Origin of the sequence: Streptomyces beihaiensis (genome assembly GCF_026274175.1) — a bacterium.
GTDB lineage: Bacteria > Actinomycetota > Actinomycetes > Streptomycetales > Streptomycetaceae > Streptomyces > Streptomyces beihaiensis.
Window position 1 is genome coordinate 1 of sequence record NZ_JAPHNL010000006.1, and the last position, 23,943, is coordinate 23,943.

21 protein-coding genes and 1 tRNA gene are annotated in these 23,943 nt (G+C 71.5%); 9 read left to right on the forward strand and 13 right to left on the reverse strand.

All coding sequences use genetic code 11. The annotated features are described in order from the left end of the window. Together OFY01_RS01465 and OFY01_RS01470 are read left to right on the forward strand one after the other, a co-directional pair. Positions 1 to 718, forward strand: a 718-nt coding sequence (locus tag OFY01_RS01465) for a hypothetical protein (RefSeq protein WP_407700260.1), incomplete at its 5' end; no start/stop codon positions are given. Between the two features lie 94 nt (positions 719 to 812). Beyond that, positions 813 to 1,526, forward strand: a complete 714-nt coding sequence (locus OFY01_RS01470; RefSeq protein WP_266595503.1) for a hypothetical protein — start codon at positions 813 to 815, stop codon at positions 1,524 to 1,526. Positions 1,527 to 1,663: 137 nt separating this feature from the next. Here OFY01_RS01470 and OFY01_RS01475 read toward each other — a convergent pair whose 3' ends face one another. From OFY01_RS01475 to OFY01_RS01495, 5 genes are all read right to left on the reverse strand, one after another. Next, the gene (locus OFY01_RS01475; RefSeq protein WP_266595505.1) at positions 1,664 to 2,125 is read right to left on the reverse strand and encodes a hypothetical protein; all 462 of its coding nucleotides are present in this window, start codon (positions 2,123 to 2,125) and stop codon (positions 1,664 to 1,666) included. Positions 2,126 to 2,348: 223 nt separating this feature from the next. After that, complete coding sequence (locus OFY01_RS01480; RefSeq protein ID WP_266595506.1) at positions 2,349 to 3,299, reverse strand: MerR family transcriptional regulator; 951 nt, start codon at positions 3,297 to 3,299, stop codon at positions 2,349 to 2,351. Positions 3,300 to 3,412: 113 nt separating this feature from the next. Then, complete coding sequence (locus OFY01_RS01485) at positions 3,413 to 4,297, reverse strand: metal-dependent hydrolase (protein ID WP_266595532.1); 885 nt, start codon at positions 4,295 to 4,297, stop codon at positions 3,413 to 3,415. Positions 4,298 to 4,398: 101 nt separating this feature from the next. Continuing rightward, positions 4,399 to 6,177 carry an SDR family oxidoreductase gene (locus OFY01_RS01490; protein WP_407700261.1) on the reverse strand — a complete coding sequence of 593 codons (1,779 nt, stop codon included), beginning with the start codon at positions 6,175 to 6,177 and terminating at the stop codon, positions 4,399 to 4,401. Between the two features lie 11 nt (positions 6,178 to 6,188). Then, the gene (locus OFY01_RS01495; RefSeq protein WP_266595510.1) at positions 6,189 to 7,031 is read right to left on the reverse strand and encodes a M24 family metallopeptidase; all 843 of its coding nucleotides are present in this window, start codon (positions 7,029 to 7,031) and stop codon (positions 6,189 to 6,191) included. A gap of 452 nt (positions 7,032 to 7,483) precedes the next feature. Between OFY01_RS01495 and OFY01_RS01500 the strand changes: the two genes are divergently transcribed. From OFY01_RS01500 to OFY01_RS01530, 7 genes are all read left to right on the forward strand, one after another. Further along, positions 7,484 to 8,485, forward strand: a complete 1,002-nt coding sequence (locus OFY01_RS01500) for an ABC transporter ATP-binding protein (RefSeq protein ID WP_266595533.1) — start codon at positions 7,484 to 7,486, stop codon at positions 8,483 to 8,485. Between the two features lie 139 nt (positions 8,486 to 8,624). Next, positions 8,625 to 9,527 carry an ABC transporter permease gene (locus OFY01_RS01505; RefSeq protein WP_266595535.1) on the forward strand — a complete coding sequence of 301 codons (903 nt, stop codon included), beginning with the start codon at positions 8,625 to 8,627 and terminating at the stop codon, positions 9,525 to 9,527. Next, complete coding sequence (locus tag OFY01_RS01510; RefSeq protein WP_266595512.1) at positions 9,524 to 10,435, forward strand: ABC transporter ATP-binding protein; 912 nt, start codon at positions 9,524 to 9,526, stop codon at positions 10,433 to 10,435. Before OFY01_RS01505 ends, OFY01_RS01510 begins: the two co-directional genes overlap by 4 nt. A 25-nt stretch (positions 10,436 to 10,460) precedes the next feature. After that, the gene (locus OFY01_RS01515) at positions 10,461 to 11,180 is read left to right on the forward strand and encodes an ABC transporter permease (protein WP_266595513.1); all 720 of its coding nucleotides are present in this window, start codon (positions 10,461 to 10,463) and stop codon (positions 11,178 to 11,180) included. Between the two features lie 105 nt (positions 11,181 to 11,285). Next, positions 11,286 to 11,537: an SGM_3592 family protein gene (locus tag OFY01_RS01520; RefSeq protein WP_266595515.1), complete on the forward strand. Its 252-nt coding sequence runs from the start codon at positions 11,286 to 11,288 to the stop codon at positions 11,535 to 11,537. Positions 11,538 to 11,824: 287 nt separating this feature from the next. Continuing rightward, a tRNA-OTHER gene (locus OFY01_RS01525) sits at positions 11,825 to 11,931 on the forward strand. Between the two features lie 327 nt (positions 11,932 to 12,258). Further along, positions 12,259 to 14,457 carry a SpoIIE family protein phosphatase gene (locus OFY01_RS01530; protein ID WP_266595517.1) on the forward strand — a complete coding sequence of 733 codons (2,199 nt, stop codon included), beginning with the start codon at positions 12,259 to 12,261 and terminating at the stop codon, positions 14,455 to 14,457. Between the two features lie 102 nt (positions 14,458 to 14,559). Here OFY01_RS01530 and OFY01_RS01535 read toward each other — a convergent pair whose 3' ends face one another. The 8 genes from OFY01_RS01535 to OFY01_RS01570 all read right to left on the reverse strand — a co-directional run bounded on the left by OFY01_RS01535 (position 14,560) and on the right by OFY01_RS01570 (position 23,721). After that, the gene (locus OFY01_RS01535; protein WP_266595519.1) at positions 14,560 to 15,399 is read right to left on the reverse strand and encodes an HAD family hydrolase; all 840 of its coding nucleotides are present in this window, start codon (positions 15,397 to 15,399) and stop codon (positions 14,560 to 14,562) included. Continuing rightward, a complete protein-coding gene (gene serS, locus OFY01_RS01540) occupies positions 15,396 to 16,673 on the reverse strand; it encodes a serine--tRNA ligase (RefSeq protein ID WP_266595521.1) in 1,278 nt (425 codons plus the stop codon). The genes OFY01_RS01535 and serS overlap by 4 nt, the downstream gene beginning before the upstream one ends. Before the next feature lie 641 nt (positions 16,674 to 17,314). Continuing rightward, positions 17,315 to 18,250 carry a prephenate dehydratase gene (gene pheA, locus OFY01_RS01545; RefSeq protein WP_266595523.1) on the reverse strand — a complete coding sequence of 312 codons (936 nt, stop codon included), beginning with the start codon at positions 18,248 to 18,250 and terminating at the stop codon, positions 17,315 to 17,317. Positions 18,251 to 18,296: 46 nt separating this feature from the next. Continuing rightward, entirely contained in the window at positions 18,297 to 19,658 is a 1,362-nt protein-coding gene (efeB, locus tag OFY01_RS01550) for an iron uptake transporter deferrochelatase/peroxidase subunit (RefSeq protein ID WP_266595525.1), read from the reverse strand. A gap of 7 nt (positions 19,659 to 19,665) precedes the next feature. Beyond that, positions 19,666 to 21,639, reverse strand: coding sequence for a copper resistance CopC/CopD family protein (locus OFY01_RS01555; RefSeq protein ID WP_266595527.1), 1,974 nt, complete (start codon positions 21,637 to 21,639; stop codon positions 19,666 to 19,668). Positions 21,640 to 21,656: 17 nt separating this feature from the next. Beyond that, positions 21,657 to 22,151 carry a copper chaperone PCu(A)C gene (locus OFY01_RS01560; RefSeq protein WP_266595529.1) on the reverse strand — a complete coding sequence of 165 codons (495 nt, stop codon included), beginning with the start codon at positions 22,149 to 22,151 and terminating at the stop codon, positions 21,657 to 21,659. After that, positions 22,148 to 22,840 (reverse strand): SCO family protein, encoded by a 693-nt coding sequence (locus tag OFY01_RS01565; protein WP_266595531.1) that lies wholly within the window; start codon positions 22,838 to 22,840, stop codon positions 22,148 to 22,150. The genes OFY01_RS01560 and OFY01_RS01565 overlap by 4 nt, the downstream gene beginning before the upstream one ends. A 113-nt stretch (positions 22,841 to 22,953) precedes the next feature. Then, positions 22,954 to 23,721 carry a YcnI family copper-binding membrane protein gene (locus tag OFY01_RS01570; RefSeq protein ID WP_266595536.1) on the reverse strand — a complete coding sequence of 256 codons (768 nt, stop codon included), beginning with the start codon at positions 23,719 to 23,721 and terminating at the stop codon, positions 22,954 to 22,956. Positions 23,722 to 23,943 lie beyond the last annotated feature (222 nt).

Here is a 23,943-nt window from a genome sequence, read left to right on the forward strand (position 1 = left end):
CGCCGACGCGCACCCGGCGCGGGCGGGCGCCGCGGCCGCGGGGGCGTCCCAGGACACGTCCGCTCTCACGACGCCCGGTGTGTCCGTCCCGACGCCCGCGGCCTCGGCCCCTCGTTCCGCCTCGCCGACCGGTGCGACCGGGCCGGTGACGACCGCGAACCTTCTGGAGCCCGCGGCGTTCGGCCCGGACGTCGGCGTCGGGCGGATCCACGTCACCGACCGGTACGGCGACGGGCGTTACGCCAACGCGGCCTGTTCCGGTGAGAAGACCCTCAACCAGACCCTGGGCGGGCCCGGTGCCCACTTCCGCGGACTGATGACCAGCCCCCGCACCGACGCGGACGACCCCACGCTGGCCGCCGACCGCGTCCACCAGGTCGCCCGCGAGGTCGCCGCCGAGGCGCTGAGACCGTCCTTGGCGCAGAACTTCGCCGAGCGCCTGCTGCTGGAGGAGGTGCCCTGCCAGGACGAACCGCCAGGGCACTGGGTCTACGGAAGGACCAGGGCGCTGCAACTCGCCCCGAACGTCACCGCGAGCTGGATGGGCACCTACGAGGGATCACTCAACACCACCGGCACAGCCCCCGACGACAAGGATCCCTGCGGCGGCATCGCCGTGCTGCGCAGCGGCAACCACTACGCGGTGCTGGAGGTCGATGCCTGCCTGGGGACGGCCGCGATGGACCGCGTCGTCAGGGCCGCTCTGTCACGGCTGTGAAACAGCCGGTCAGGGCTCCAACTTTCGTTCCTCCGGTGGCATCTCCCCGGTTGTACGAGGACGCAGCGGGCGTCCCGACCAGCAGGGGGACCAGATGACCGAGAACCAGGCCGTCCAGCAGAAGTCCGTTCGCCGCAGCCGGGTCGCCGCCGCGGCCTGCAGCGCCGCCGCGCTGATCACGGCCGGCGTCTTCGGCACCCAGTCGGCGACCGCCGACGGGGCCGCGCACCGCACCGAGGCCGCCGCCCGCACGGTAGCCGCCGCCCACCCGACGGCGGTCACGGTCGCCGCGCCCGGGCTCGGCTCCGCCGACCTCGTCCAGAGCGAGGACTACTTCCAGACGGGCCTGAACCCGGTCGGCGCGACCGTCGCGCTGACCGGACGCCAGGCGCTGTCCGCGTGCTCCGGCGAGGAGACGATGCGCGACCTGACCAAGGGCAAGGCCACCGCGTACGCGTCCGTGAACTGGACCTTCGACACCGACGGCCTACTGATCGAGTCGGCCGCGAGTGCCCCCACCAGGGCCGCGGCCGCCGCCTGGGACAGGCAGCTCGTCGCGCTCGTTCAGGACTGCCAGGACGAGCCCGCCGGTCACTGGCACTACGGCGCGGCCCACACCCTGACCACCACCGGCGGCACCGCCCGCTGGTACCCGGCCTACAACGGCGACGGCACCGTAAGCGGCGGGACAGCGGTGCTGCTCAGCGGCACCAAGGTCGCGGTCGTCGAGCTCACCGGCCGGCCCACCCACGCCGCGACCTACGGCGAAAGCATCGCCGGCGCAGCGCTGAACCGCCTCCGCTCCTGAACGGCAGCCCGGCACCGCCCGCACCGCTGGGTGCAGCCGGCCCCGCACCACCCGGCAGGTCTCCCTACAGCGGCGCGTCAGCGGATTCCTCGCGGCGCCCCACCGGGCCCGCGACCAGGCGCAGCCCTCGCCCCCTGTCAGCGGAGGCGGCGGCTGAGCCAGGGCGTCATCTGGGCCACCGGCAGGTACTCCTTGTACGTACGGTCGCCGGGCAGCGGCACGACGAGTCGGCAGCTCGGCGGGAACCGGCGTTGGCGTACGTGGGCGAGGCCGCCGAAGCAGGCACGCAGGAAGGCGGGTACCTCGTCGCGGGGCACGTCGTGGAACTCGACGCCCTCGACCGTGATCAGCGCGTCGTCCTCGGGGAACAGCCGCACCGCGAGCCGTGGGCCCCCGTCCGCCACGCCGAATTCGACGTATGCCTCGTGCGGCAGCGAACCGTCCGGGTCGGCTGCCACGCCCACGCCCGCCGCGCTGCGACGGGAGGTCGCGTCGGCACCGATGTCATGGTCGACGTCGATCTCCACGTTGTACTCGCGGGCCAACTCGCGCAGCGCGGTGACCGCGGATTCGGTGGTGGGCAGGTGCGGATGGTTCATACCTACTGATCATGCCCTATTTCTGATGTACAGGTGTTTCTGGGTATGGATGTTTGAATCGCCTGGTGTTCAGGTGTTCAGGTGTTCAGGTGTTCCGGTACTCCGGTGTTTCTGGGGGGGTGGGGAGGGTGCCGGAATTTGACTCGGATATTTCGGCTCGCATGTTTGATCCACAGCCAAGGGGTGTTATCCACAGGCTACTTGGAGACCCTGTGGACAACTCCTAAGCAGGGGAGCTGGTTTGATCAAATGTGTGACGATTGCGGTGGTTTGACGTAATCCCGTCCAACTTCCTTGCCTGTACCTCACGCTCGGCGGCCGCGGCCACGAACGCCGACACGTTCTCCGGCCCAACCAGCTGCCGCACAGCCCGTATCGTCTCCGCCGGGACGGCAACCGACCGCGGCTCGTCGGCAGGGCGGGCGGTCGGGCCGTCGGCGAGATGCTGGTGCAGGTGGCGAGTGGCGAACAGGCGCATGGCTCGGGCCAGTTCGGCGTCCACCGACTGCTGGGCCAGCGGGCGCAGGCGCCGCACCAGCGACGCGGCTTCCGCCGCCTCCGAGTCCGACGGCGGCTCCGGGCCGAGGTAGCGCGCGAAGACGTGCTCGGTGGTGAACTCCAGGAAACGCGCCGCTATATGTTCGATCTGACCTCGCAACTCCCTGAGATGGCCGGAGATCGCGGACAGCGGTACGCCTGCCGCGTGCAACTCCACTGCCACCGCGAGCTCTTGGGGGCTCGGCACCAGGAACTCGTCGTCGCTGCCGGGCACCGCCTCCAGCACACCCAGCTCGACGGCGTCACGCACCGCCGCCTCGTCGGGATTCCCGCCGAACCTCTCGTCCAGCTCGGCGCGGGTGATGCGCCCCGCCCGCTCGTCCGTCCACGGCCCGTCGACCTCGGCCACCAGACCGAGCACCCCACCGAGCCCGCGCCCCGTGTCCCAGGCATCCAGAAGCTCCTTGATGGAGGCCAGGGTGTAGCCGCGGTCGAGCAGGTCGGCGATCTGGTGCAGCCGGGACAGGTGGGCGTCCGTGTACACATTGGCCCGGCCGCGGCGCTCGGGGCGCGGAAGCAGCCCGCGGTCCTGGTAGGCGCGGATCGTGCGGACCGTGGCACCGCTGTGGCGTGCCAGGTCCTCGATCCGGTACTCGGCGGCCGCCTGTTCCGTCACACCCCACGCCCCTCGGTGGTACGGCTCTCGCTGCTCGTACCTGTCGTACCTGTCGTACCTGTCGTGCCTGTCGTGCCTGTCGTGCCTCGTCGTCGTGGAGGGGCCGGCGGCCGTCACGCGATGGCCGAACGGCCGATCGCCGCCGCCGCGGCCCTGGCCGCGGGCGAGGTCGCCAGATACTCGACGGCCTTGCGCAGCGAACCCTCCTGCGAGGGATGGTACGACCGGCGCAGATAACGGGGTATCGCCGCACCCAGCTCCCGCCAGGCGGGCAGCAGCCCCTTGCGGACCGCCTTGTTGTGCTCGGCGAGCGAGTACCGCAGCCGCCCGGCCAGTTGAGGGTCGTGGCGTATCAGATACGAGGCGCCCCAGGCCCACAGGTACAGCATCACGGGCGCCGTGACCGTCATGCCCGCGACGCGGCGGGTGTAGCGGGACAGGCCCTGGCCGCCGCAGTGCTGGTACATGTCGAAGGCGACCGAGCGGTGCTCGACCTCCTCGGCTCCGTGCCAGCGCAGCAGGTCGAGCATGACCTCGTCGCACTCCGCGCGGTCCAGCGCGTCCGCGTGCAGCACCCAGTTGCCCAGGACCGCCGTGAACTGCTCGATCGCGGCGATCACCGACAGGCGGAAGCGCAGCCACTCCTGGGTGGGTATCGGCGCCCCCAGCGGAGGCCGCTCGCCGAGCAGCTTCTCGAAGAGGAAGTCGACGTATCTCGTGTAGTCGGCGGTCGGGAGGTGCTGCGCGGCCAGATGGTCCAGGACGTAGGAGTGCTGCACGCTGTGCGTGGCCTCCTGGCCCATGAACCCCTTGACGTCCCTCAGGAGTTCGGGATCGTCGACCAGCGGCAGACCTTCCTTGAACACCCGCACGAACCACCGCTCCCCCGCCGGGAGCAGCAGATGCAGCACGTTGATGACATGGGTGGCCGTGGGTTCTCCGGGTATCCAGTGCAGCGGCGTCGACTTCCAGTCGAACGAGACGCGGCGCGGAGTGATCCGGTGGTGGGAGTCGAGGGAGTCGAGGGAGTCGAGGGAGACATGGGAGTCGTGGGAGTGGTGCGTGTGCTCCTCGGTGTCGTGCGGGCGGTCTTCGGTGCTCACAGCGGCGGCTCCATTCGTGCGATGGTGCGCAGGGCCCTCGGAGTGAAACGGGACATGAGGTGGGCGCCGCGCGCCTCCGGGGTGACCGGGACGACCGCCTTGTTGTGCACGACGGCGGCCAGGATCGCGTCGGCGACCTTCTCCGGCGGATAGTTGCGCAGGCCGTACAGGCGCGAGGACTTCTTCTGGCGGCGCTTCTCCTCCGCGGCGTCGACCCCCGCGAACCGGGCCGTCGACGTGATGTTGGTGTTGACGAAACCGGGGCAGATCGCCGAGACGCCGATGTCCTTGCCTGCCAGCTCGGCGCGGAGGCACTCGCTGAGCATGAGGACGGCCGCCTTCGACGTGCTGTAGGCGGGCAGTGCCTTCGAGGGCTGGTAGGCGGCGGCGGACGCGGTGTTGACGATGTGCCCGCCCTGCCCGCGCTCGGCCATCTGCCGGCCGAACAGCCGACAGCCGTGGATGACGCCCCACAGGTTGACGTCGAGGACCTTCTTCCAGTCCTCCGGGGTCGTGTCGAAGAACGAGCCGGACAGGCCGATGCCCGCGTTGTTCACCAGCACGTCGACCACGCCGTACTCGGCGGCGACCTTCTCGGCGAGCTTCTCCATGGCCTGCTCGTCGCAGACGTCGACCGTCTCGCCCCATGCCTCGGGGGCGCCGATGAGCCGGGCCATCTCGGCGGTGCGCGCGGCGCTCTCGGCGTCCCGGTCGACGGCGATCACCCGCGCGCCGGCCTCGGCGAAGGCGAACGCGGTGGCCCGGCCGATGCCGCTGCCCGCCCCGGTCACCAGGACGAGCTGCCCGCCGAACCGGTCCGCGTACCGGCTCTCGGGCGTCGTGCGCGGTGCGAGCACGCCGGTCTCCTTCTCCTCGTGCGCCGTCACGAACTCACCGATCCAGGCGGCGAGCTGGTCGGGCCGGGTGCGGGGCACCCAGTGCTTGGCGGGCAGGGTGCGCCGCGTCAACCGAGGCGCCCACGTCTCCAACTGGTCGTAGAGGCGCGGCGAGAGGAACGCGTCGCCGAGCGGCGTGATCAGCTGCACCGGTGCGTGCGCGTACGCGTCCTCGCGCGGGTGGCGCAGGCGGGCCCGCACGTTGTCCCGGTAGAGCCACGCGCCGTGCGCCGCGTCGGAGGGGAGCGACGGCGTGGGGTAGTCGCCCGCCGGGACCCGCTCCACGCGCTCCAGGATCCCCGGCCAGCGCTTGCCCAGCGGGCCCCGCCAGGCCAGCTCGGGCAGGACCGGTGTGTGCAGCATGTACACGTACCAGGACTTGGCGCCCTGGCCGAGCAGCTGGCCGACCTTGCGGGGCGTGGGCCGCTTCACGCGCTGCTTGATCCAGTGCCCGAAGTGGTCGAGGGACGGCCCCGACATCGAGGTGAACGACGCGATTCGCCCCTCGGTGCGCCGCACGGTGGCGAACTCCCACGACTGCACGGAGCCCCAGTCGTGCCCCACCAGGTGGACCGGCCGGTCCGGGCTCACCGCGTCGATGACCGCCACGAAGTCGTCGGTCAGCTTCTCCAGGGTGAAGCCGCCGCGCAGCGGGGCCGGGGCCGTGGACCGGCCGTGGCCCCGCACGTCGTACAGCACCACGTGGAAGCGGTCGGCGAGGCGGGCGGCGACCTCGGACCACACCTCCTTGGAGTCCGGGTAGCCGTGCACGAGCACGACCGTCGGCCGCCGTGTCTCGCCGGTGTCTCCCAGTTCGACCACGCACAGCTCGATGCCGCCCGTGCGCACCCAGCGCTCGCGCGCGCCGTGCAGCCTCATCAGGTCCGTCATCAGATGCCCTCCGCCCAGCGCCGCACGTGCGGCAGATCGTCGTCCAGCCAGAAGGCGCTCTCCTCGGGGTCCCCGGAGTCGGTGACCACGAGGATCTCCTCGAACTTGGCGCCCGTGCCCCGGAAGCCCAGGTGCGGCTCGACCGCCCACAGGCCGGGCCGCGGCGGATGGTCGGAGAACTTGTACGGCGACCACAGGGGCGACCAGCCGTCCCGGTGCCCGTGCAGCGCGTCGCTCGCCAGGCCCTTCAGCGACTGGGTGCCGAAGCCGAACAGGGTCGGGTTGAGCCGCCGCTCCCTGACCCGGTCGACCTTGTGCGCGATCACCCCGAACGGGTAGGCGCGGTGCCGGTTCGCGTAGCCCTGCCGGACCATGAGCCGGTCGACGTCCTCGTAGATCTCCCGCAGCGGACGGCGCTCGCGCACCTCGCTGAGGATCAGCTCCCGGTGCGCCTTCAGGTCCGCGAGCAGCTTGTCGTGCACCGGGTTGAGGCCCAGGCAGCCGGAGTAGCCGATGTCCGCCGTGTACCCCTTGTACACCGGGGCCATGTCGAGGATGAACGGCATCCCCGGTTCGAGCTTCCGGTTCGTCGGGAAGAACTGCAGCGGTACACGGAAGTTCACGAACGCCGTGCGGTCCCCGAACCAGGCGAAGGGCAGATGGAACCAGTCCCGCACCCCGCGCTCCCGCAGCCACTGCCGCTGCATCCGTGCCGCCTCGCGCTCGGTCACCCCGGGCTTGAGCTGCGCCGCCACCGCCTCCGCGCACTCGTACGCGAGCGTCTGCACTTCCCTGAACCCCCGCAGCTCCGCGGAGATTTCCCGTACCACTGCTGAGGTCATGCCACCGTCCGTCCGTGTCGCGGCCGCCTGCGTCCGGGCCGTCGCCGTACGCGTTCGTAACTTGACACTGGTGAATGTGACAGTGGTCGGCGGCGGCGTCAAGAGCCCCGCAGCAGGCTGTGGAGAAGCCGCGCGATGTGCACAACACCGGCACCCCCACGGGTGGCCGCCCGTGGGGGCGCCGGTGGCCACGCGTGGGGGTGCCGGTGGCCACGCGTGGGGGTGCCGGTGATCGCCCGTGATCGCCCGTGATCGTCGGCGCCCGTCCGGCGCCCGCCAGGGACCGGCGCCCGCCAGGGACCGGCGCCCGCCAGGGACCGGCGCCCGCCAGGGACCCGGCCCACGACTCAGGGGGGACCCCTAGGGCCCCGTAATACTCAGGTCTCATACCAAGTCGACCCCGTGGTCTGACGAACCGTGTGGCGTGCGCCACTAGCTTCGAATGCGTGAATGTGATCGCGACCGAAAGCCTGAGCAAGCGGTTCCCCCGGGTGACCGCGCTTGACCGGCTGACCATGGACATCGGGCCCGGGGTGACCGGACTCGTCGGAGCCAATGGAGCCGGCAAGTCCACACTGATCAAGATCCTGCTGGGTCTGTCCCCCGCCTCGGAGGGCCGTGCAGCCGTGCTCGGACTCGACGTCGCGGATCCTGCGTCGGGGCCCGCCATCCGCGAGCGCGTCGGCTACATGCCCGAGCACGACTGCCTGCCGCCCGACGTCTCGGCCACCGAGTTCGTCGTCCACATGGCACGCATGTCGGGGCTGCCGCCGACCGCCGCCCGTGAGCGCACCGCCGACACGCTGCGGCACGTCGGCCTCTACGAGGAGCGCTACCGGCCCATCGGCGGCTACTCGACCGGCATGAAGCAGCGGGTGAAGCTGGCGCAGGCGCTCGTCCACGACCCGCAGCTGGTCTTCCTGGACGAGCCGACCAACGGCCTCGACCCGGTCGGCCGCGACGACATGCTCGGCCTGATCCGCCGCGTCCACACCGACTTCGGCATCTCCGTCCTGGTCACCTCGCACCTGCTCGGCGAGCTCGAACGCACCTGCGACCACGTCGTCGTCATCGACGGCGGCAAGCTCCTGCGCTCCAGCTCCACCAGCGACTTCACGCAGAGCACGGCGACTCTCGCCATCGAGGTCACCGACACCGACGCCCACCCCGACGGCACGCGCGCGTTGCGCGACGCCTTCGCCGAGCGCGGCATCGAGACGCACACCGGTGGCGAGCTGCCCGGCGCGGGCCACACCGTCCTCGTCACCGCGCAGGGCGACGAGACGTACGACATGGTGCGCGACGTCGTCGCGGACCTCGGTCTCGGCCTGGTCCGCATGGAACAGCGCAGGCACCACATCGCGGAGGTCTTCCGCCCGGCGGACGGACAGCGGGAGCAGCAGCTCGCCGCCGTGGCGGCACAGCAGACGGGAGGCCCCTCCGATGCCCGCTGAGAACATGCCCGCTGAGAACATGTCCGCCGAGCCCGCGTCCACCCGACACACGCCCGCCCAGGACACGCCCGCCCAGCCCACGCCCGCCCAGCCCACGCCCGCCCAGCCCACGCTCACCCAGCGCCCGCCCGCCCAGCCCATGGCCGCCCAGTCCACGCCCGCGGACCGCGCGTCCACCCGCATCCACAACATCGGCTACCGGCACTACGACGGCCCGCGTCTGGGCCGCGCCTACGCTCGCCGTTCCCTGTTCGCACAGAGCCTGCGCGGCGCGTACGGCCTTGGCCGCTCGGCCAAGTCGAAGGTGCTGCCGATGCTGCTCTTCGTCGTGATGTGCGTGCCCGCGCTCATCATCGTGGCGGTGGCCGTCGCCACGAAGGCCCACAGCCTGCCGCTCGACTACACGCGCTACGCGATCCTCCTCCAGGCCGTCATCGGCCTCTACGTGGCCGCCCAGGCGCCGCAGGCCGTCTCCCGGGACCTGCGCTTCAAGTCGATCCCTCTCTACTTCTCGCGGCCCATCGAACGCGTCGACTACGTGGTCGCGAAATTCGCCGCCATGACGTCGGCCCTGTTCATCCTCACGGCCGCACCGCTGATCGTGCTCTACGTCGGTTCTCTGCTCGCCAAACTCGACTTCGGTGAGCAGACCAAGGGATTCGCCCAGGGACTGGTCTCCGTGGCGCTGCTGTCGTTGCTCTTCGCCGGTATCGGCCTGGTCGTGTCCGCCGTGACACCCCGGCGCGGATTCGGCATCGCCGCCGTCATCGCCGTGCTGACCATCTCCTACGGGGCGGTCTCCACGGTCCAGGCCATCGCCCACGTACGCGACGGGGCGAGCGCCGTGCCCTGGCTCGGCCTCTTCTCCCCGATCACGCTCATCGACGGCGTACAGACCGCCTTCCTCGGCGCCACGTCGTCCTTCCCCGGCGCCGACGGGCCCTCCACGGGCCAGGGCGTGGTCTATCTGCTCGTCGTCCTCGCCCTCATCGTCGGCTCCTACGGGCTGCTGATGCGCCGCTACCGGAAGGTCGGACTGTGACCTCGATCAACATCGACCACGTGTCGCGCTGGTTCGGCAACGTCGTCGCCGTCAACGACATCACGATGACCATCGGCCCCGGTGTCACCGGTCTGCTCGGCCCCAACGGCGCCGGAAAGTCCACGCTCATCAACATGATGGGCGGCTTCCTGGCCCCCTCCAACGGCACGGTCAGCCTCGACGGACAGCAGATCTGGCGCAACGAACAGATCTACCGCCACATCGGGATCGTCCCCGAACGCGAGGCCATGTACGACTTCCTCACGGGACGCGAATTCGTCGTCGCCAACGCCGAGTTGCACGGCCTGGGCAAGAAGCAGGCGCAGCAGGCGCTCGCCACGGTCGAGATGGAGCACGCGCAGGACCGCAAGATCTCCACGTACTCCAAGGGCATGCGCCAGCGCGTCAAGATGGCGTCCGCGCTGGTCCACGAGCCGTCCGTGCTGCTGCTCGACGAGCCGTTCAACGGCATGGACCCGCGCCAGCGCATGCAGCTCATGGAGCTGCTGCGGCGCATGGGCGACGAGGGCCGCACCGTGCTGTTCTCCTCGCACATCCTGGAGGAGGTCGAGCAGCTCGCCTCGCACATCGAGGTGATCGTCGCGGGGCGGCACGCCGCCAGCGGCGACTTCCGCAAGATCCGCCGCCTGATGACCGACCGCCCGCACCGCTACGTCATCCGCTCCAGCGACGACCGGGCGCTCGCCGCCGCGCTGATCGCCGACCCCTCGACCGCCGGTATCGAGGTCGACCTCAAGGAAGGCGCGTTGCGTGTCCAGGCCGTCGACTTCGGCCGGTTCACGACGTTGCTGCCCCAGGTGGCGCGCGAGCACGGCATCCGTCTGCTCACCGTCTCGCCGTCCGACGAATCCCTCGAGTCCGTTTTCTCGTACCTGGTCGCGGCGTAGCGGCACAGCGGCGTAGGAGGCCCTGATGTACGACCCCACTGTCGCCCGGCTCACCTACCGGGCTCTGCTCGGCCGCCGCCGGGCCCTGATCCTGTTCGCGCTGCCCGTGCTGCTCGTCGTCATCGCGGCCCTGGTGCGCGGCATCACCGGAGCCGACGACCAGACCGCGTCCGACGTGCTCGGCGGGTTCGCGCTCGCCACCATGGTGCCGCTCATCGGTGTCATCGCGGGCACCGGAGCGATCGGACCCGAGATCGACGACGGATCCGTGGTGTACCTGCTGTCGAAGCCCGTCAAACGGCCCACGATCATCTGCACCAAGCTCATCGTGGCCATCGCCGTGACCATGGTGTTCTCGGCCGTCCCGACGCTGGTCGCGGGCCTGATCCTCAACGGCAACGGGCAGCAGATCGCCGTCGCGTACACCGTCGCCGCGCTCGTGGCGTCCATCGCGTACGCCGCGATCTTCCTGCTGCTCGGCACGGTGACGCGGCACGCGGTCGTCTTCGGCCTTGTCTACGCGCTCGTGTGGGAGGCGCTCTTCGGCTCCCTGGTGGCGGGCGCGCGCACGCTGAGCGTGCAGCAGTGGTCGGTGGCCGTCGCGCACAAGGTCACCGGAGGTGACATCGTCACCTCCGACGTGGGGCTGCCCGCCGCGACGGTGCTCCTGGTCGCGGTGACCGTGCTGGCCACCTGGTACGCGGGGCGGAGGCTGCGGGCGCTGACGCTGGCCGGGGAGGAGTAGGCCGTGTGCGTTCACGTGGCCTTGACGTCGTCCTCACCCTCCCGTCGGGACACTGGCGGGAGGGTGCGCTTTTCCGTACGTCGCGTCGTCCAGGAAGGAGCCACGATGGCAGCAGAAGTACCCCGCGAGGGGGAGAGCGGCGACCGGCCCGCCCCGGGGGACTGGGACGACGTGGTCCTGGATGCCGACTTCATACGTGCCGCCGAGACCGCGGAGCCGTCCGCACGGGCCCGCATGCTCACCGCGCGGTGGCGCGACGGCGGGCCCGACCCGCAGCCATGGCGGTCGGACGAGCCGCCCGCCGGATGGTTCTTCAGCAAGGCTCGGCGCAGGTGGTGGCGGGGGCGGCCCGGTTAATTCGGTGGCGGTGAACTCGGCGGGGCGGCACAGTGGTTGTGTCAGTGCGCCGGTTCGCGAGGTTGGCGGGACGCGTGCCGTTCCCGCGGCTCGTGTCGCCGGTGCCCGTCCGCCGGGAGAGGAGCGCGGCGATGTCCATCAGTGATCCGTCGAGCTCCCGACAGGGCGGCCCGAGGTCGGCTCCGGAGTAGTCACCGCTCTCCGTCGAGCCCGCTTCAGGGACGGCCCGGGGCGGCCGCTTCGAGCACGTGCCCGCTTTTCGCTGGTGGCACGTGGGCCGCCCACCCGGAGGATTGGCCGAGTGGCAAGGCAGCGGCTCGCGCTGTGTTCGAGCAGAGGCGAGTCGTCGTCGGGGAGTCCGTGCCCCGCGCGCGTTCGATCCGCGCATCCTCCACGTTCCGACGGCGGTGATCACGTCGTCCACGACATCGAACCCCTCGCGTGTCCCGGCGACTGCCGGCACAAGGGGACGGACATATTGTATGTAACCGACATATCGTATCTGTATGGATCATATGCGGTGCGAGTGCGGGTACGGGTGGTCTGGTGCGCGGTCGCCGGGGCCGACGGCGCACGGCCGCCGCCCTTGCCGGCAGGCGCATCGTCAGGCGCGAGGGCACGCGCGAAGCCAGACGCATCGGCAGGCGTGTCGGCAGGCGCAACGGCAGGCGCAACGGCGCGCTCGCCGCGCGGAGCGGACCCGCTGGAAGGGGCGGTAGCCATGCGACGGCCCCCCGCGTCCGGCCCCGACGGCGGTTCCGGAACGGCACTGCCGGACTCCGTCCTCGCCGACGTGATGCGGGACACCGGCGCCTCCGTGGGGCTGCTCTACATGCTCCCGTCGGCCGAGGGGGTCCTACGGCTGGTCCTGGAGGGCGGCGTGTCCCAGCAGATCGCCGCCCCCTGGGTCCGTATCCCCCTCGACTCCGCCATCCCGGTGGCCGAGGCCGTACGGGACAGACGCCTGGTCTGGGTGGGCGGCCAGGAGGACGTCGCCCGCCGCTACCCCAGAGTCGGCATCGTCCTGCCCTACGACTTCAAGCTCGCCGCAGCCCCGATCGCCGGCGGCGACACGGTGTGGGGCGGCATCGTGCTGCTGTGGCCCGCCGGGCACCCGCCCGAGCTCAGCGCGGCCGAACGCAGAACGATCGACGCCTGCTGCCGCCGTGCGGCGGCGCTCCTGCGCCAGGCCGCCGCCGACGGCCACCCGCCGCAGCCCCCGGAAGAGCCCGTCCTGCTCCCGGTGCCGCAACCCGGTGAAGCCGACCCCGCGCAGGCCGCCGCGGCCCTGGACTTCACCGCGCGCCTGCCCGTGGGCTGCTGTGCCCTGGACCTGGACGGCCGGCTCACCTTCATCAACCCGGCCGGCGCCGAGCTGGTCGGCACCGACGCGGGCTCCCTGCTGGGCAACCGCCCCTGGGACGTGCTCCCGTGGCTGCGCGATCCCCTGTACGAGGACCGCTACAGGGCGGCCGTGGTCAGCCGCGAGCCGACCTCCTTCACCGCCAGGCGCCCGCCGGACACCTGGCTGCTCTTCCGGCTCTACCCGGGCCACAGCGGCATCAGCGTCCACATCACCCCCGCCGAGGCACCCGCCGGGGCACCCGACGCACCACCCGGCGCGACGCCCGGCGCACTCGACGAGCCCGACGGCCCCGCGGATGCCACCGCGACGCGCCGACCGCAGCCGTCGGAGCCCATCGGGGCCATGGCGCTGTACCACCTGATGCATCTGGCCACCGCGCTCGCCAAGGCCGTCGACGTGCACCAGGTGGTCGACCTGGCCGCCGACCAGATCGTGCCGGCTTTCGGCCCCAAGGCCCTGGCGCTGCTGACGGTGCGAGAGGGGCGTCTGCACGTCACCGGCCACCGCGGCCACAGCGCCGGCCTGATGGTCCGCTCCGACGACGAGCCCTTGACGTCCGACACCCCCGCCGTGCGCGCCGTCGCCACCGGAACGCCCGCCTTCTTCCCCACCTTCGCCGACCTGAGGAGCGCCTACCCGCCGGCCGTGCACCAGGACCGGATGGCCGCCTGGGCCTTCCTCCCGCTGATCGTCTCCGGCCGCCCGGTCGGATCCCTCGTCCTCGCCTACGACGCGCCCTGTGCCTTCCCGCCCGCCGAACGAGCACTGCTGACGTCACTGGCCGGACTGATCGCCCAGGCCCTCGACCGCGCCCGCCTCTACGACGCCAAACACGCCCTCGCCCACAGCCTGCAGACCGGTCTGCTGCCCCGCGCCCTGCCGCACATCCGCGGCCTCGACGCGGCGGCCCGCTACCGGCCCGCCAGCCACGGCATCGACATCGGCGGCGACTTCTACGACCTCATCCGCTGCTCGCACGGCACCGCCGCCGTGGCCATCGGTGACGTACAGGGGCACGACACCACCGCCGCCGCCCTCATGGGTCAGATGCGCACCGCCGTGCGCGCCCACGCCGCCGTCGGCTCCTCACCCGGTGACGTCCTCGCCCGCACCAACCGCCTCATGACCGACCTCGACACCGGACTGTTCGCCAGTTGTCTCATCGCCCATGTCGACCTGTCCCGGCACCGCGCACGCCTGGCCTCCGCGGGCCACCCCCCGGCCCTGCTCCGCCACCCCGACGGCCGCACCGACACCCTGAACGTGCCTCCCGGACTGCTGCTGGGCATCGACGCCGACGCCGACTACCCCACCACCGACGTCCCCCTGCCGCCCGGCGCCGTCCTCGCCCTGTACACCGACGGGCTCGTCGAGACCCCCGGCACGGACATCGCCGAAGCGATCGAGTCCCTCGCCCGCCGGCTGGCCGCCGCACAGGACGAGAGTCTCGGAGCGCTCGCCGACGCGCTCCTCGATCACGCCGAACGGTCCGCGCCCCGCAACGACGACATCGCCCTGCTCCTCATCCGTATCCGCCCGCACTCGTCGGGCTGATGCCGGGTGGCTGACGCCGGGCGGCTGATTCCGCGCGGCTCATGTCGGGCGGCACATGCAGGGCGCCACATGCGGGCGGCGGTGTGTCGCACCCGCGGCCGGTCAGGACAGCAGGCGTTCCAGGACCAGGGCGATGCCGTCCGCCTCGTTCGACGTCGTCACCTCGTCCGCCACGGCCTTGAGCTCCTCGTGGGCGTTGGCCATGGCCACTCCGTGGGCGGCCCAGCCGAACATCGGGACGTCGTTGGGCATGTCGCCGAAGGCGATCGTCTCGGCCGCCTTCGCGCCCAGGCGGCGGGCCGCCAGGGACAGGCCGGTGGCCTTGGACAGGCCCAGCGGGAGCAACTCCACGATGCCCTCGCCCGCCATCGTGACGCCCACCAGATCCCCGGCCACCGTGCGCGCCACGCGCGCCAGGTCGTCGTCGGAGAGGCCGGGGTGCTGCACGTACACCTTGTTGAGCGGCTCGGCCCACAGGTCCGCGACGTCCGTGAAGGGGACGACGGGCAGCGGGCCGTCCTGCACCTGGTAGCCGGGGCCGACGATGACCTCGCCCTCGATGCCGTCGCGGCTCGCCGCCAGCGCCAGCGGGCCGGTCTCCGCCTCGATCTTGGCGAGCGCCAGACCGGCGAGCCGCCGGTCCAGCGTCACCGAGGTCAGCAGGCGGTGTTCACCCGCGTGGTAGACCTGCGCGCCCTGGCCGCAGACCGCGAGCCCCTGGTAGCCGAGGTCGTCGAGGATGTGCCGGGACCACGGCACGGCGCGGCCCGTCACGACGATGTGCGCGGCGCCCGCCGCGGTCGCCGCCATGAGCGCGTCACGTGTGCGCGGCGAGATCGTGTCGTCGGACCGCAGAAGCGTCCCGTCGAGATCGGTCGCGACCAGTCTGTACGGGAACGCGGGTGCGGCGGACACGGATGCGACGGGCGCGGGCTGGCTCACTTGGCGGTCGGCTCCAGGCTCTCTCGGCCCCCCAGGTACGGACGCAGGACCTCGGGCACCCGAACGGAGCCGTCGGCCTGCTGGTGATTCTCCAGGATGGCGACGATCGTGCGCGGGACCGCGCACAGCGTGCCGTTCAGGGTCGCGAGCGCCTTGACCTTCTTCCCGTCGCGCATCCGCACGGACAGGCGGCGCGCCTGGAAGCCGTCGCAGTTCGACGCCGAGGTCAGCTCGCGGTACTTGCCCTGGGTCGGGATCCACGCCTCGCAGTCGAACTTGCGCGAGGCCGAGGCGCCGAGGTCACCGGTGGCCACGTCGATCACCTGGAAGGGCAGTTCGAGGCCGGTCAGCCACTGCTTCTCCCACTCCAGCAGGCGCTTGTGCTCGTTCTCGGCGTCCGCCGGGTCGACGTACGAGAACATCTCGACCTTGTCGAACTGGTGGACGCGGAAGATGCCACGCGTGTCCTTGCCGTACGTGCCCGCCTCGCGGCGGAAGCAGGGCGAGAACCCGGCGTAGCGCAGCGGCAGCCGGTCCGCGTCGACGATCTCGTCCATGTGGTACGCGGCGAGCGGGACCTCGGAGGTGCCGACCAGGTAGTAGTCGTCCTTCTCCAGGTGGTACACGTTCTCGGCGGCCTGGCCGAGGAAGCCCGTGCCCTCCATGGCGCGCGGACGCACCAGGGCCGGGGTGAGCATCGGCGTGAAGCCGGCCTCGGTGGCCTGGGCGATCGCCGCGTTGACCAGGGCCAGCTCCAGGAGGGCGCCGACGCCGGTCAGGTAGTAGAAGCGTGAACCCGAGACCTTCGCGCCACGCTCGACGTCGATCGCGCCGAGCGCCTCGCCGAGTTCCAGGTGGTCCTTGGGGTCGAAGCCCTCGGCGCCGAAGTCGCGGATCGTGCCGTGCGTCTCCAGGACGACGAAGTCCTCCTCGCCGCCCTGCGGGACGTCGGGGTGGACGATGTTGCCCAGCCGCATGGCGAGGCGGTGGGTCTCCTCCTCGGCCTCGCGCTGCTCGGCCTCGGCGGCCTTGACGGCGGCGGAGAGCTCGCCCGTCTTCTTGAGCAGCTCCTGCCGCTCCTGTGGCGACGCCCTGGGGATCAGCTTGCCGAGCGACTTCTGCTCGGAGCGGAGTTCGTCGAAGCGGAGCCCGGACGACCTGCGCCGCTCGTCGGCGGAGAGGACGGAGTCGACGAGCGCGACGTCCTCTCCACGGGCGCGCTGGGAGGCGCGAACACGGTCGGGGTCCTCACGGAGCAGGCGAAGGTCAATCACCCCTCAAGGCTACCGGTGCCGGGTTCCGGCCCACGAACCGATATCCGTTGCGTTCCTTAATGACCGAATTGCGGCGATATCAATTCATGACGCAATCATGGCGGAAAGCGGCCTGAAAGATCACGGGGTGGGCCCCGGGCGGCTGTCGTCGCCCGTCAAAGGAATCCCTCGGCCGTCCCCGATACGGGGGCGGCAGGGTGTGACGGCTTGACTCGACTCCCTTGCCGGAGGGGCCACTTGAGGACTGTTGTCCACAGGTTCGGGTGACTCCGGGAAGTTATCCACAGGTTGTGAGAATGGGCTGTGGATTCCGGAAGAGATCGTTCCGAAAGGCGTCTGCGGGGCGAAGAATTCCCGTATCAAACCCGATCCATGCTCACTTTCGGGTGGAAACGCTTCACTCCAAAGAGTTGATCAGGGGAAATGAGTGGACGATGATCCAGGTGAGGGGTTGTGGGCGGAGGTGGTGGGCGACGGGGTGTACAGGGCGATTTGTCGACCAAGTCGCACCAGTCTGTCGACTTGTCCCCAGGTCGAGAAGTTGGCCTGTGGATAACTCCTGTGGACGGAGAAAATCGGCAGGTAGGACCGGTGGGGCCAGACCGGTGGGGGCTGGAACCGGTAGGGCTGGAACCGGTGGGCTAGAACCGACCGTCCTGGCAGCGTGCCAGCCAGTCGGACGCCGCCACGAACTCGCCGTCCGACGTCCCCGCACGAGGTGGCCGTACGTCCTCCACGGCGACGCCCGCCCGCGGGTACGAGCCGAGGAAGCGCACCTGGGGGCAGACGCGCTTCAGCCCCATCAGCGCCTCCGCCACCCGGCGGTCGGTGATGTGTCCCTCGGCGTCGATGGCGAAGCAGTAGTCGCCGATGCCCTTTCCGGTGGGCCGCGACTGGAGCAGCATCAGGTTGACGCCGCGGATGGCGAACTCCTGGAGCAGCTCCATCAGCGCGCCGGGGTGGTCCTCGCGCTGCCAGATGACGACCGACGTCTTGTCCGCGCCGGTGGGCGCCGAGGGCCGGGCGGGCCGTCCGACGAGGATGAACCGCGTCTGTGCGTTCTCCGCGTCGTGGATGTCGGTGACCAGCGGTTCGAGGCCGTAGCGCTCGGCCGCGAACTTTCCGGCGAACGCGGCGTCGTAGCGCCCCTCCTGCACCAGCCGTGCCCCGTCCGCGTTGGACGCCGAGGACTCCCAGGCCGCGTCGGGCAGGTGCGCCTTGAGCCAGTTGCGGACCTGCGTCTGGGCTGCCGGGTGCGCGGTGACCGTCTTGATCTCGGAGAGCTTGGTGCCGGGGCGTACGAGGAGCGCGAAGGTGATGTCGAGCAGCACCTCGCGGTAGATCATGAGCGGCCGTCCGGCGACGAGCTCGTCGAGCGTGGTGGTGATGCCGCCCTCGACGGAGTTCTCGATCGGTACGAACGCGGCCTCGACCTCACCGCCGCGTACCGCGTCGAGCGCGGCGGGCACGGAGATCATCGGAACGAGCTCCCGGGTGGCGGCTTCCGGGAGCGTGCGCAGGGCGACTTCGGTGAAGGTGCCCTCGGGGCCGAGATACGCGTAGCTGCTGGCTGGCATGGAGTCACCCTAATGGGCCCGGCGTGGCCCGGCTCACGATCGCCCGTCACCCCTCCAGCAGCGCCTGCCCCACGTACCCGCCCTCGTCGGCGCCCCGGGGCACCGCGAAGAGGCCGCTCGCCTCGTGGCGGATGAACGCGGAGAGGGCGTCGCCACGGTCCAGCTTGCGTTGCAGCGGCACGAAACCGCGCAGCGGGTCGGCCTGCCAGCAGATGAAGAGCAGGCCCGCGTCCGGCACGCCGTCCGCGTCGATGCCGTCGTGGTACGAGAACGCGCGGCGCAGGATCGCGGCGCCGCCGTTCTGGTCGGGGCGGCTGATGCGGGCGTGCGCGTTGACGGGGATGACGAGGTCGCCGTTCGCGTCCGTCTTCGACAGGTCCGGCTCGGTGGTCTCCGTGCCGCCCGTCAGTGGCGCGCCGTCGGACTTCCTGCGGCCGATGACCTGCTCCTGCGCACGCGTCGACAGCTTCTCCCAGTCGTCGAGCAGCATCCGGATGCGGCGCACGATCGCGTACGAACCGTGACCCATCCACGCGGGGGACTGCGCGGACCCGGCGGCGGGCACGAAGAGACGCTCGTCGTAGGTCGCGTCGGACGGCTTCGGGTTGCCCGTGCCGTCGATCTGGCCCATCAGGTTGCGTGCGGTCATGGGCCGCGGGGTGGCGCCGGGTGAGCGGTTGAAGCCGTTCATCTGCCAGCGCACGCGTGCGGTGTCACCCGCGTCCTTCTGTATGGCGCGCAGCGCGTGGAAGGCGACCAGCGCGTCGTCCGAGCCGATCTGCACCCACAGGTCGCCGTCGCTACGGGCCTTGTCGAGGTGGTCCGAGGAGAACGCGGGCAGCGGGTCGAGGGCGGCGGGGCGCTGCTTCTCAAGACCCGTACGGGAGAAGAAGCTGTGGCCGAAGCCGAAGGTGACGGTCAGCGAGGACGGGCCCGCGTCCCGGGCCACGTCGGTGTCGTGCGAGGCGGTCGGCTCGCCGGCCATCAGCCGCTCGGCCGTCGTCGACCAGCGGCGCAGCAGCGCCGCGGCCTCCTTGCGGCCCGCGCCCGCGGCGAGGTCGAAGGCGACGACGTGCCCTCGGGCCTGGAGCGGCTCCATGATGCCGGGCTGATGTTTCCCGTGAAACATCACCCTGTCCGTGCCGAGGGACGTCAACGGGGCTCGCCCGTGCGAGGAGTTGGCGGCGACGGCGTATCCGGAGCCCGCGCCGACGGCGCCCAGGGCGAGGCCGGAGGCGCCCGCCGTGCCGATCAGGCGGCGCCGGGAGATGCCGCCCCCGGCCTCCTTCCTCGCCCCGGAGCCGGAGCCGGAGCCGGAGCCGGAGCCGGAGTCGGTGCCGGTGCCGGTGCCGGAGGCGGTGCCGGTGCCCGAGGCGGGCGTGGCGGTACGACGTTCGATGTCAGCCATGGTGAGTTCAGCCGATCTGCGCGGTCTTGATGACGGTCACTTCGTCGAAGTCGGAGGTACGGACGGTGACCGCGACCTTCCAGGCTCCCGCCACGGGGATCTGGACGCCGCGCGCGCTCCAGTGCCCGGTGGCGATGCGGTGCGGGACGACGTGCAGCGGCCCGATCTTCCGCTCCGGCAAGGTGAGGGCGACCTTCACCTCGGGGATGTCGAACGGCTTGCCGCCGGGGTTCTCCACGGTCAGGTGGACGGTGTTGTCGCCGGTACGGCCCGGGTCCAGCGTCAGCCGGACGATGCCCTTGCCGTGCGCGCCCCCGGTGTCGAACGGCAGCTTGAGGGACAGCGGTGCTGACCGCTGCCGCGTCTGCCCCTCTGCCCGCGCCTGCGTCCGGGACGCGGCGGTGCCGTCCTTGACCTCTTGTGCGGTGCGGCCCGGTTCGGTGTCGGTCAGCACCGTGGTGACGGCGAGCAGGACCACGGCGACGCACGCCTCGGCCAGCACCGAGCGGCGCAGGCCCAGCCGTTGCGGGTCGGCGTCGCGGGCGCGCTTCTCGCGTGCGGCGGCCAGGGCGGCGCGCTGGCGGGCGAGTTGCGTGGCGCGCTCGGGCGTGACGTCCTCTGGGCGCGTTGGTTCCGCGGCCCAGTCACCGGTCCCGGCGGGCTCGTCGCGGGCCGCCGCCACGCCCGCCGGCACCGCCGCCCGCGCCGGGGCGGGGTGTTCGGCCAGGCGACGCGTCCACGTGCGGGAGATCCAGCCGATGCCGACGAGTACGGCGACGAGCCCGACCTTGACCAGGAGCAACTGCCCGTATGCCGTGCCGGTCAGCGCCGACCAGCTGCCGACCTGCCGCCAGGACTGGTAGAGCCCGGTGGCGGCGAGCACGGCGACGCTGCTGAAGGCCACCGTCGAGAACCGGCGCACCGCGGAGCCCTCGATGCCGGGGGCCCGGTACAGCGCCACGAGCAGCGTGGTCAGGCCGCCGAGCCAGGCGGCGACGGCCAGCAGGTGCAGTACGTCGACGGGCATGGCGAGCCAGGGCTGGATGCCGGTCGAGGCGTGCTCGGCCATGGCCCAGGTGGCGGCGAGCCCGACGGCCACGAGGCCCCCGCCGAGGGGGAGCCAGAGCGTGAGCTCTCGGCGCCCGCCCGCGTCGCGGCCGCCGTCGGCCTGAGCCGGACCGCCCTCGTCCCGGGCTCGTTCGATCCGCTTGACGTACGACCCGAAGACCACGGCGACGAACAGCGCGGCGGCGGCGAGCAGCAGCAGCCGTGTGGTGAGCGCGGCACCGGCCTTGGTCTGGAGTACCTGGCCGAGCAGCGCCATGTCGAAGATGTCGCCGACCGAGCCCGTGGTGGTGTACGCGCCGCGCATCAGCAGCATCGCGAGGCTGGCGCCGGTCAGCGCGACCCACCCGGTGGCCACGATCCGCCGCACCGGGCCGGCCCCGGCACCGCGCGGCCAGCAGGCGAGCACGAACGCGGTGCCGCCGACGAGCAGAGCGAACCCGGCGTACGCGAGGTAGCGGGCGACGCCGTACAGGGCGCCGACCGTGCCGCCGCCCGCGCTCCGGCTCGGCAGAGCGACCGCTGTCTTGGACGGGGCGCCGACGGAGAACGTGAAGGCGCCCGACACGGGATGGCTGTCGGCGGAGACGACCTGGTAGGCGACGGTGAACGTGCCGTCGGGCAGGCCGGTGCCGAGGCCGACGGAGTAGGTGGTGCCGCCCTTGTGGGTGACGGTCGTGGTGTCGACGCGTTTGCCGGACGGGTCGAGGACGCGTACGGCGCCGTCGGAGATCGCGACCTCTTCGGAGAAGGTCAGCGACACCTGTCGGGGGGCCGCCTGGACCACCGCTCCTTGCTCGGGGTCGCTTCCGGTCAGCGCGGCGTGCGCCGACGCGGGGGCGGCACCGGCCAGGAGCGCGCCGGTCACGGCGAGGAACAGCAGCACCAGGTGGCGTAGGCGGGGAGCGGTGGTCATCACGTGCGGTCAGCCCCTCACTGGGACGTGTGCGACTCGTGGGACGGGTGAGGCCCGTGGGATGAGTGCGGCGCCGGATCGTAGGTGGCGGCCTTCACGGGGAAGGTGACCGTCACGGTGCCGGACTTGGCGAAGTGCAGCTTCACCTCGACCTTGTCGCCTTCCTCGGGCCTGCGCTTCAGCCCCTCGAACATGAGGTGGTTGCCACCGCGCGCGAAGTCGAGCTCGCCGTCGGCGGGCACGGCGAACGAGCTCTTCTGCGTCATCTCGCCGCCCTTGGTGGTGTGCAGGGTGACCTGCTCGGCGATGGTGCTGCTGGCGGAGGTGAGCGTGTCGGCGCCACCGTCGTTGTGCACGACGAAGAAACCGGCCGCCATCTCGCCGGTCGGCGGGGCGGGCATGAACGCGCCGTCGACCTTCACATGGGGCTCGGGCGACTTCGAGGAGCAGGCGGTGAGTGTGAGGCCGGCGGCCAGGGCTATCGCGGCGGGTGCCAGGGTTGCGCGCCTCACGGCTTCTCCCCCTTGAGGATCTTGGGAATGTCGTGGGTGTACGTCTCGACGGTGGCGTCCTTGTCGAACAGCAGGTAGCCCTTGTCCGTCTTGGGGGAGAAGGCGATCACCTGTGTGCCGTGGGTGGACACGAGCTTGCCGTTCTTGTCCTTGTGCGTGGGCTCGACCGAGATGCCGAGGCTGCGCGCGGCGGCCTGGGTGGTCTTGAAGTCGCCGGTCATGCCGATGAAGGCCGGGTCCTGCGCGGTGAGCCACTTGCCGAGTTCGGCCGGGGTGTCCCGGTCGGGGTCGGTGGAGACGAAGACGACCTGGAGCTTGCTCCGTTCGGCCTCGGGCAGCGACTTCTTGGCCACGGCGATGTTGCTCATCGTCAGCGGGCACACGTCGGGGCAGTGCGTGTAGCCGAAGTAGACCAGGGTCGGCTTGCCGTCGGTCTCCTTGCGCAGGTCGAACTTCTTGCCGTGGGTGTCGGTCAGCGTCAGGTCCGGCTTCTCGAACGGCGTGTCGAGAACGGTGACGGCCTTGTCCTGCGAGTGGTCGCCGCCGGAGACGTCGGTGACGACGGCCTTGTCGTTGCCGCCGCCGTCGCCGCTGCCGCTTCCGCAGGCGGACAGGGTGAGCGCGGCCGCCGCGGCCAGGCCGGTGGCGGCCAGCAGACGCTTCTTGCCGGGCTTGGTGTTGTGGTGCATGGCGAATGTCCCAGTAGTGGAGTCGGGGGGTGGGGGTGGCCTGTGCCGGGGCGGCGCTCGGCGGCCCCGGCACAGGCGGCAGTTCAGCCGGTTTCAGCCGGTTTCAGCCGGGCTCAGCCGGTGGTGCGTCGGCGCCCGGCCAGCACGCCGAACGCCACACCGGCGGCCCCGATGACGATGCCGACGATGCCGAGGACGCGGGCGGTGGTGTCGCTGCCGGAGGAGGCGGAGGAGGAGGCGGCGGCCTCCGCGGAGCCGCCCTTGGCGTTCTGGCCGCTCTTGCCGCTCCGGTCGTCGGAGGCGGCGCCCGACGAGCCGTGCCCGTCGTCGCTCGCGGCGGTCAGTTCGAGCGTGGGCGCCGGGTTCTCGGGCTCCGGCTGCCCCTTCTGCTGGGGCTCGATCCAGCGCACGACCTCCTTGTCGTCGTACGTCTGGAGCGCCTTGAAGACGAGCTGGTCGGTGTCGGTGGGCAGCTGCCCGACGGAGACCGGGAACTTCTGGAAGTAGCCCGGCTGGATGCCCTTGGCGTCACCCGAGCCGGTGGCCGTCCAGGTCACCTTGGTGACGGCCTCGTTGATCTTCTGGCCCTCCAGCTCGATCGGCTTGTCGAGCTTGGACTTGGTGACCTCGACCTTCCAGCCGGGTACCGGTTCGGGCATCACCGAGGCGAGCGGGTGGTCGGTGGGGAAGGCGACCTCGACCTTGGTGGTGGCGGCCTTGTCGCGCTCGTTGGGGACCTTGAAGTCGACCACGGCGAAGCCGCCCTTGGCCGCTGCGCCCTCGGGCCGCACGGACACATGGGCGAAGGCGGGAGCGGACAACAGGGCGACCGAGGAGACGGCGGCGCCACCGACGAGCGCGGCGCGGGCCGTCTTCTTCATGTTCCTCATGGCAGAAAGAACTCCACGTTCAGCGAGTGTGGCCGCCGTCGTGCGGACGGTCGGCCGAAGGGTGAGGAGGCGTGGCCGCGCGACGCCGCGCCGACGACGGCGCGGTGGGCGGGCGGGCACGCGCGCGTGCCGCACGGCACGCCTCACACCTCACGCGCGCGTCACGCGCACGTGGTGGAGTACGGATGCCGTGTCAGGCAGCGAGCCGGAAGG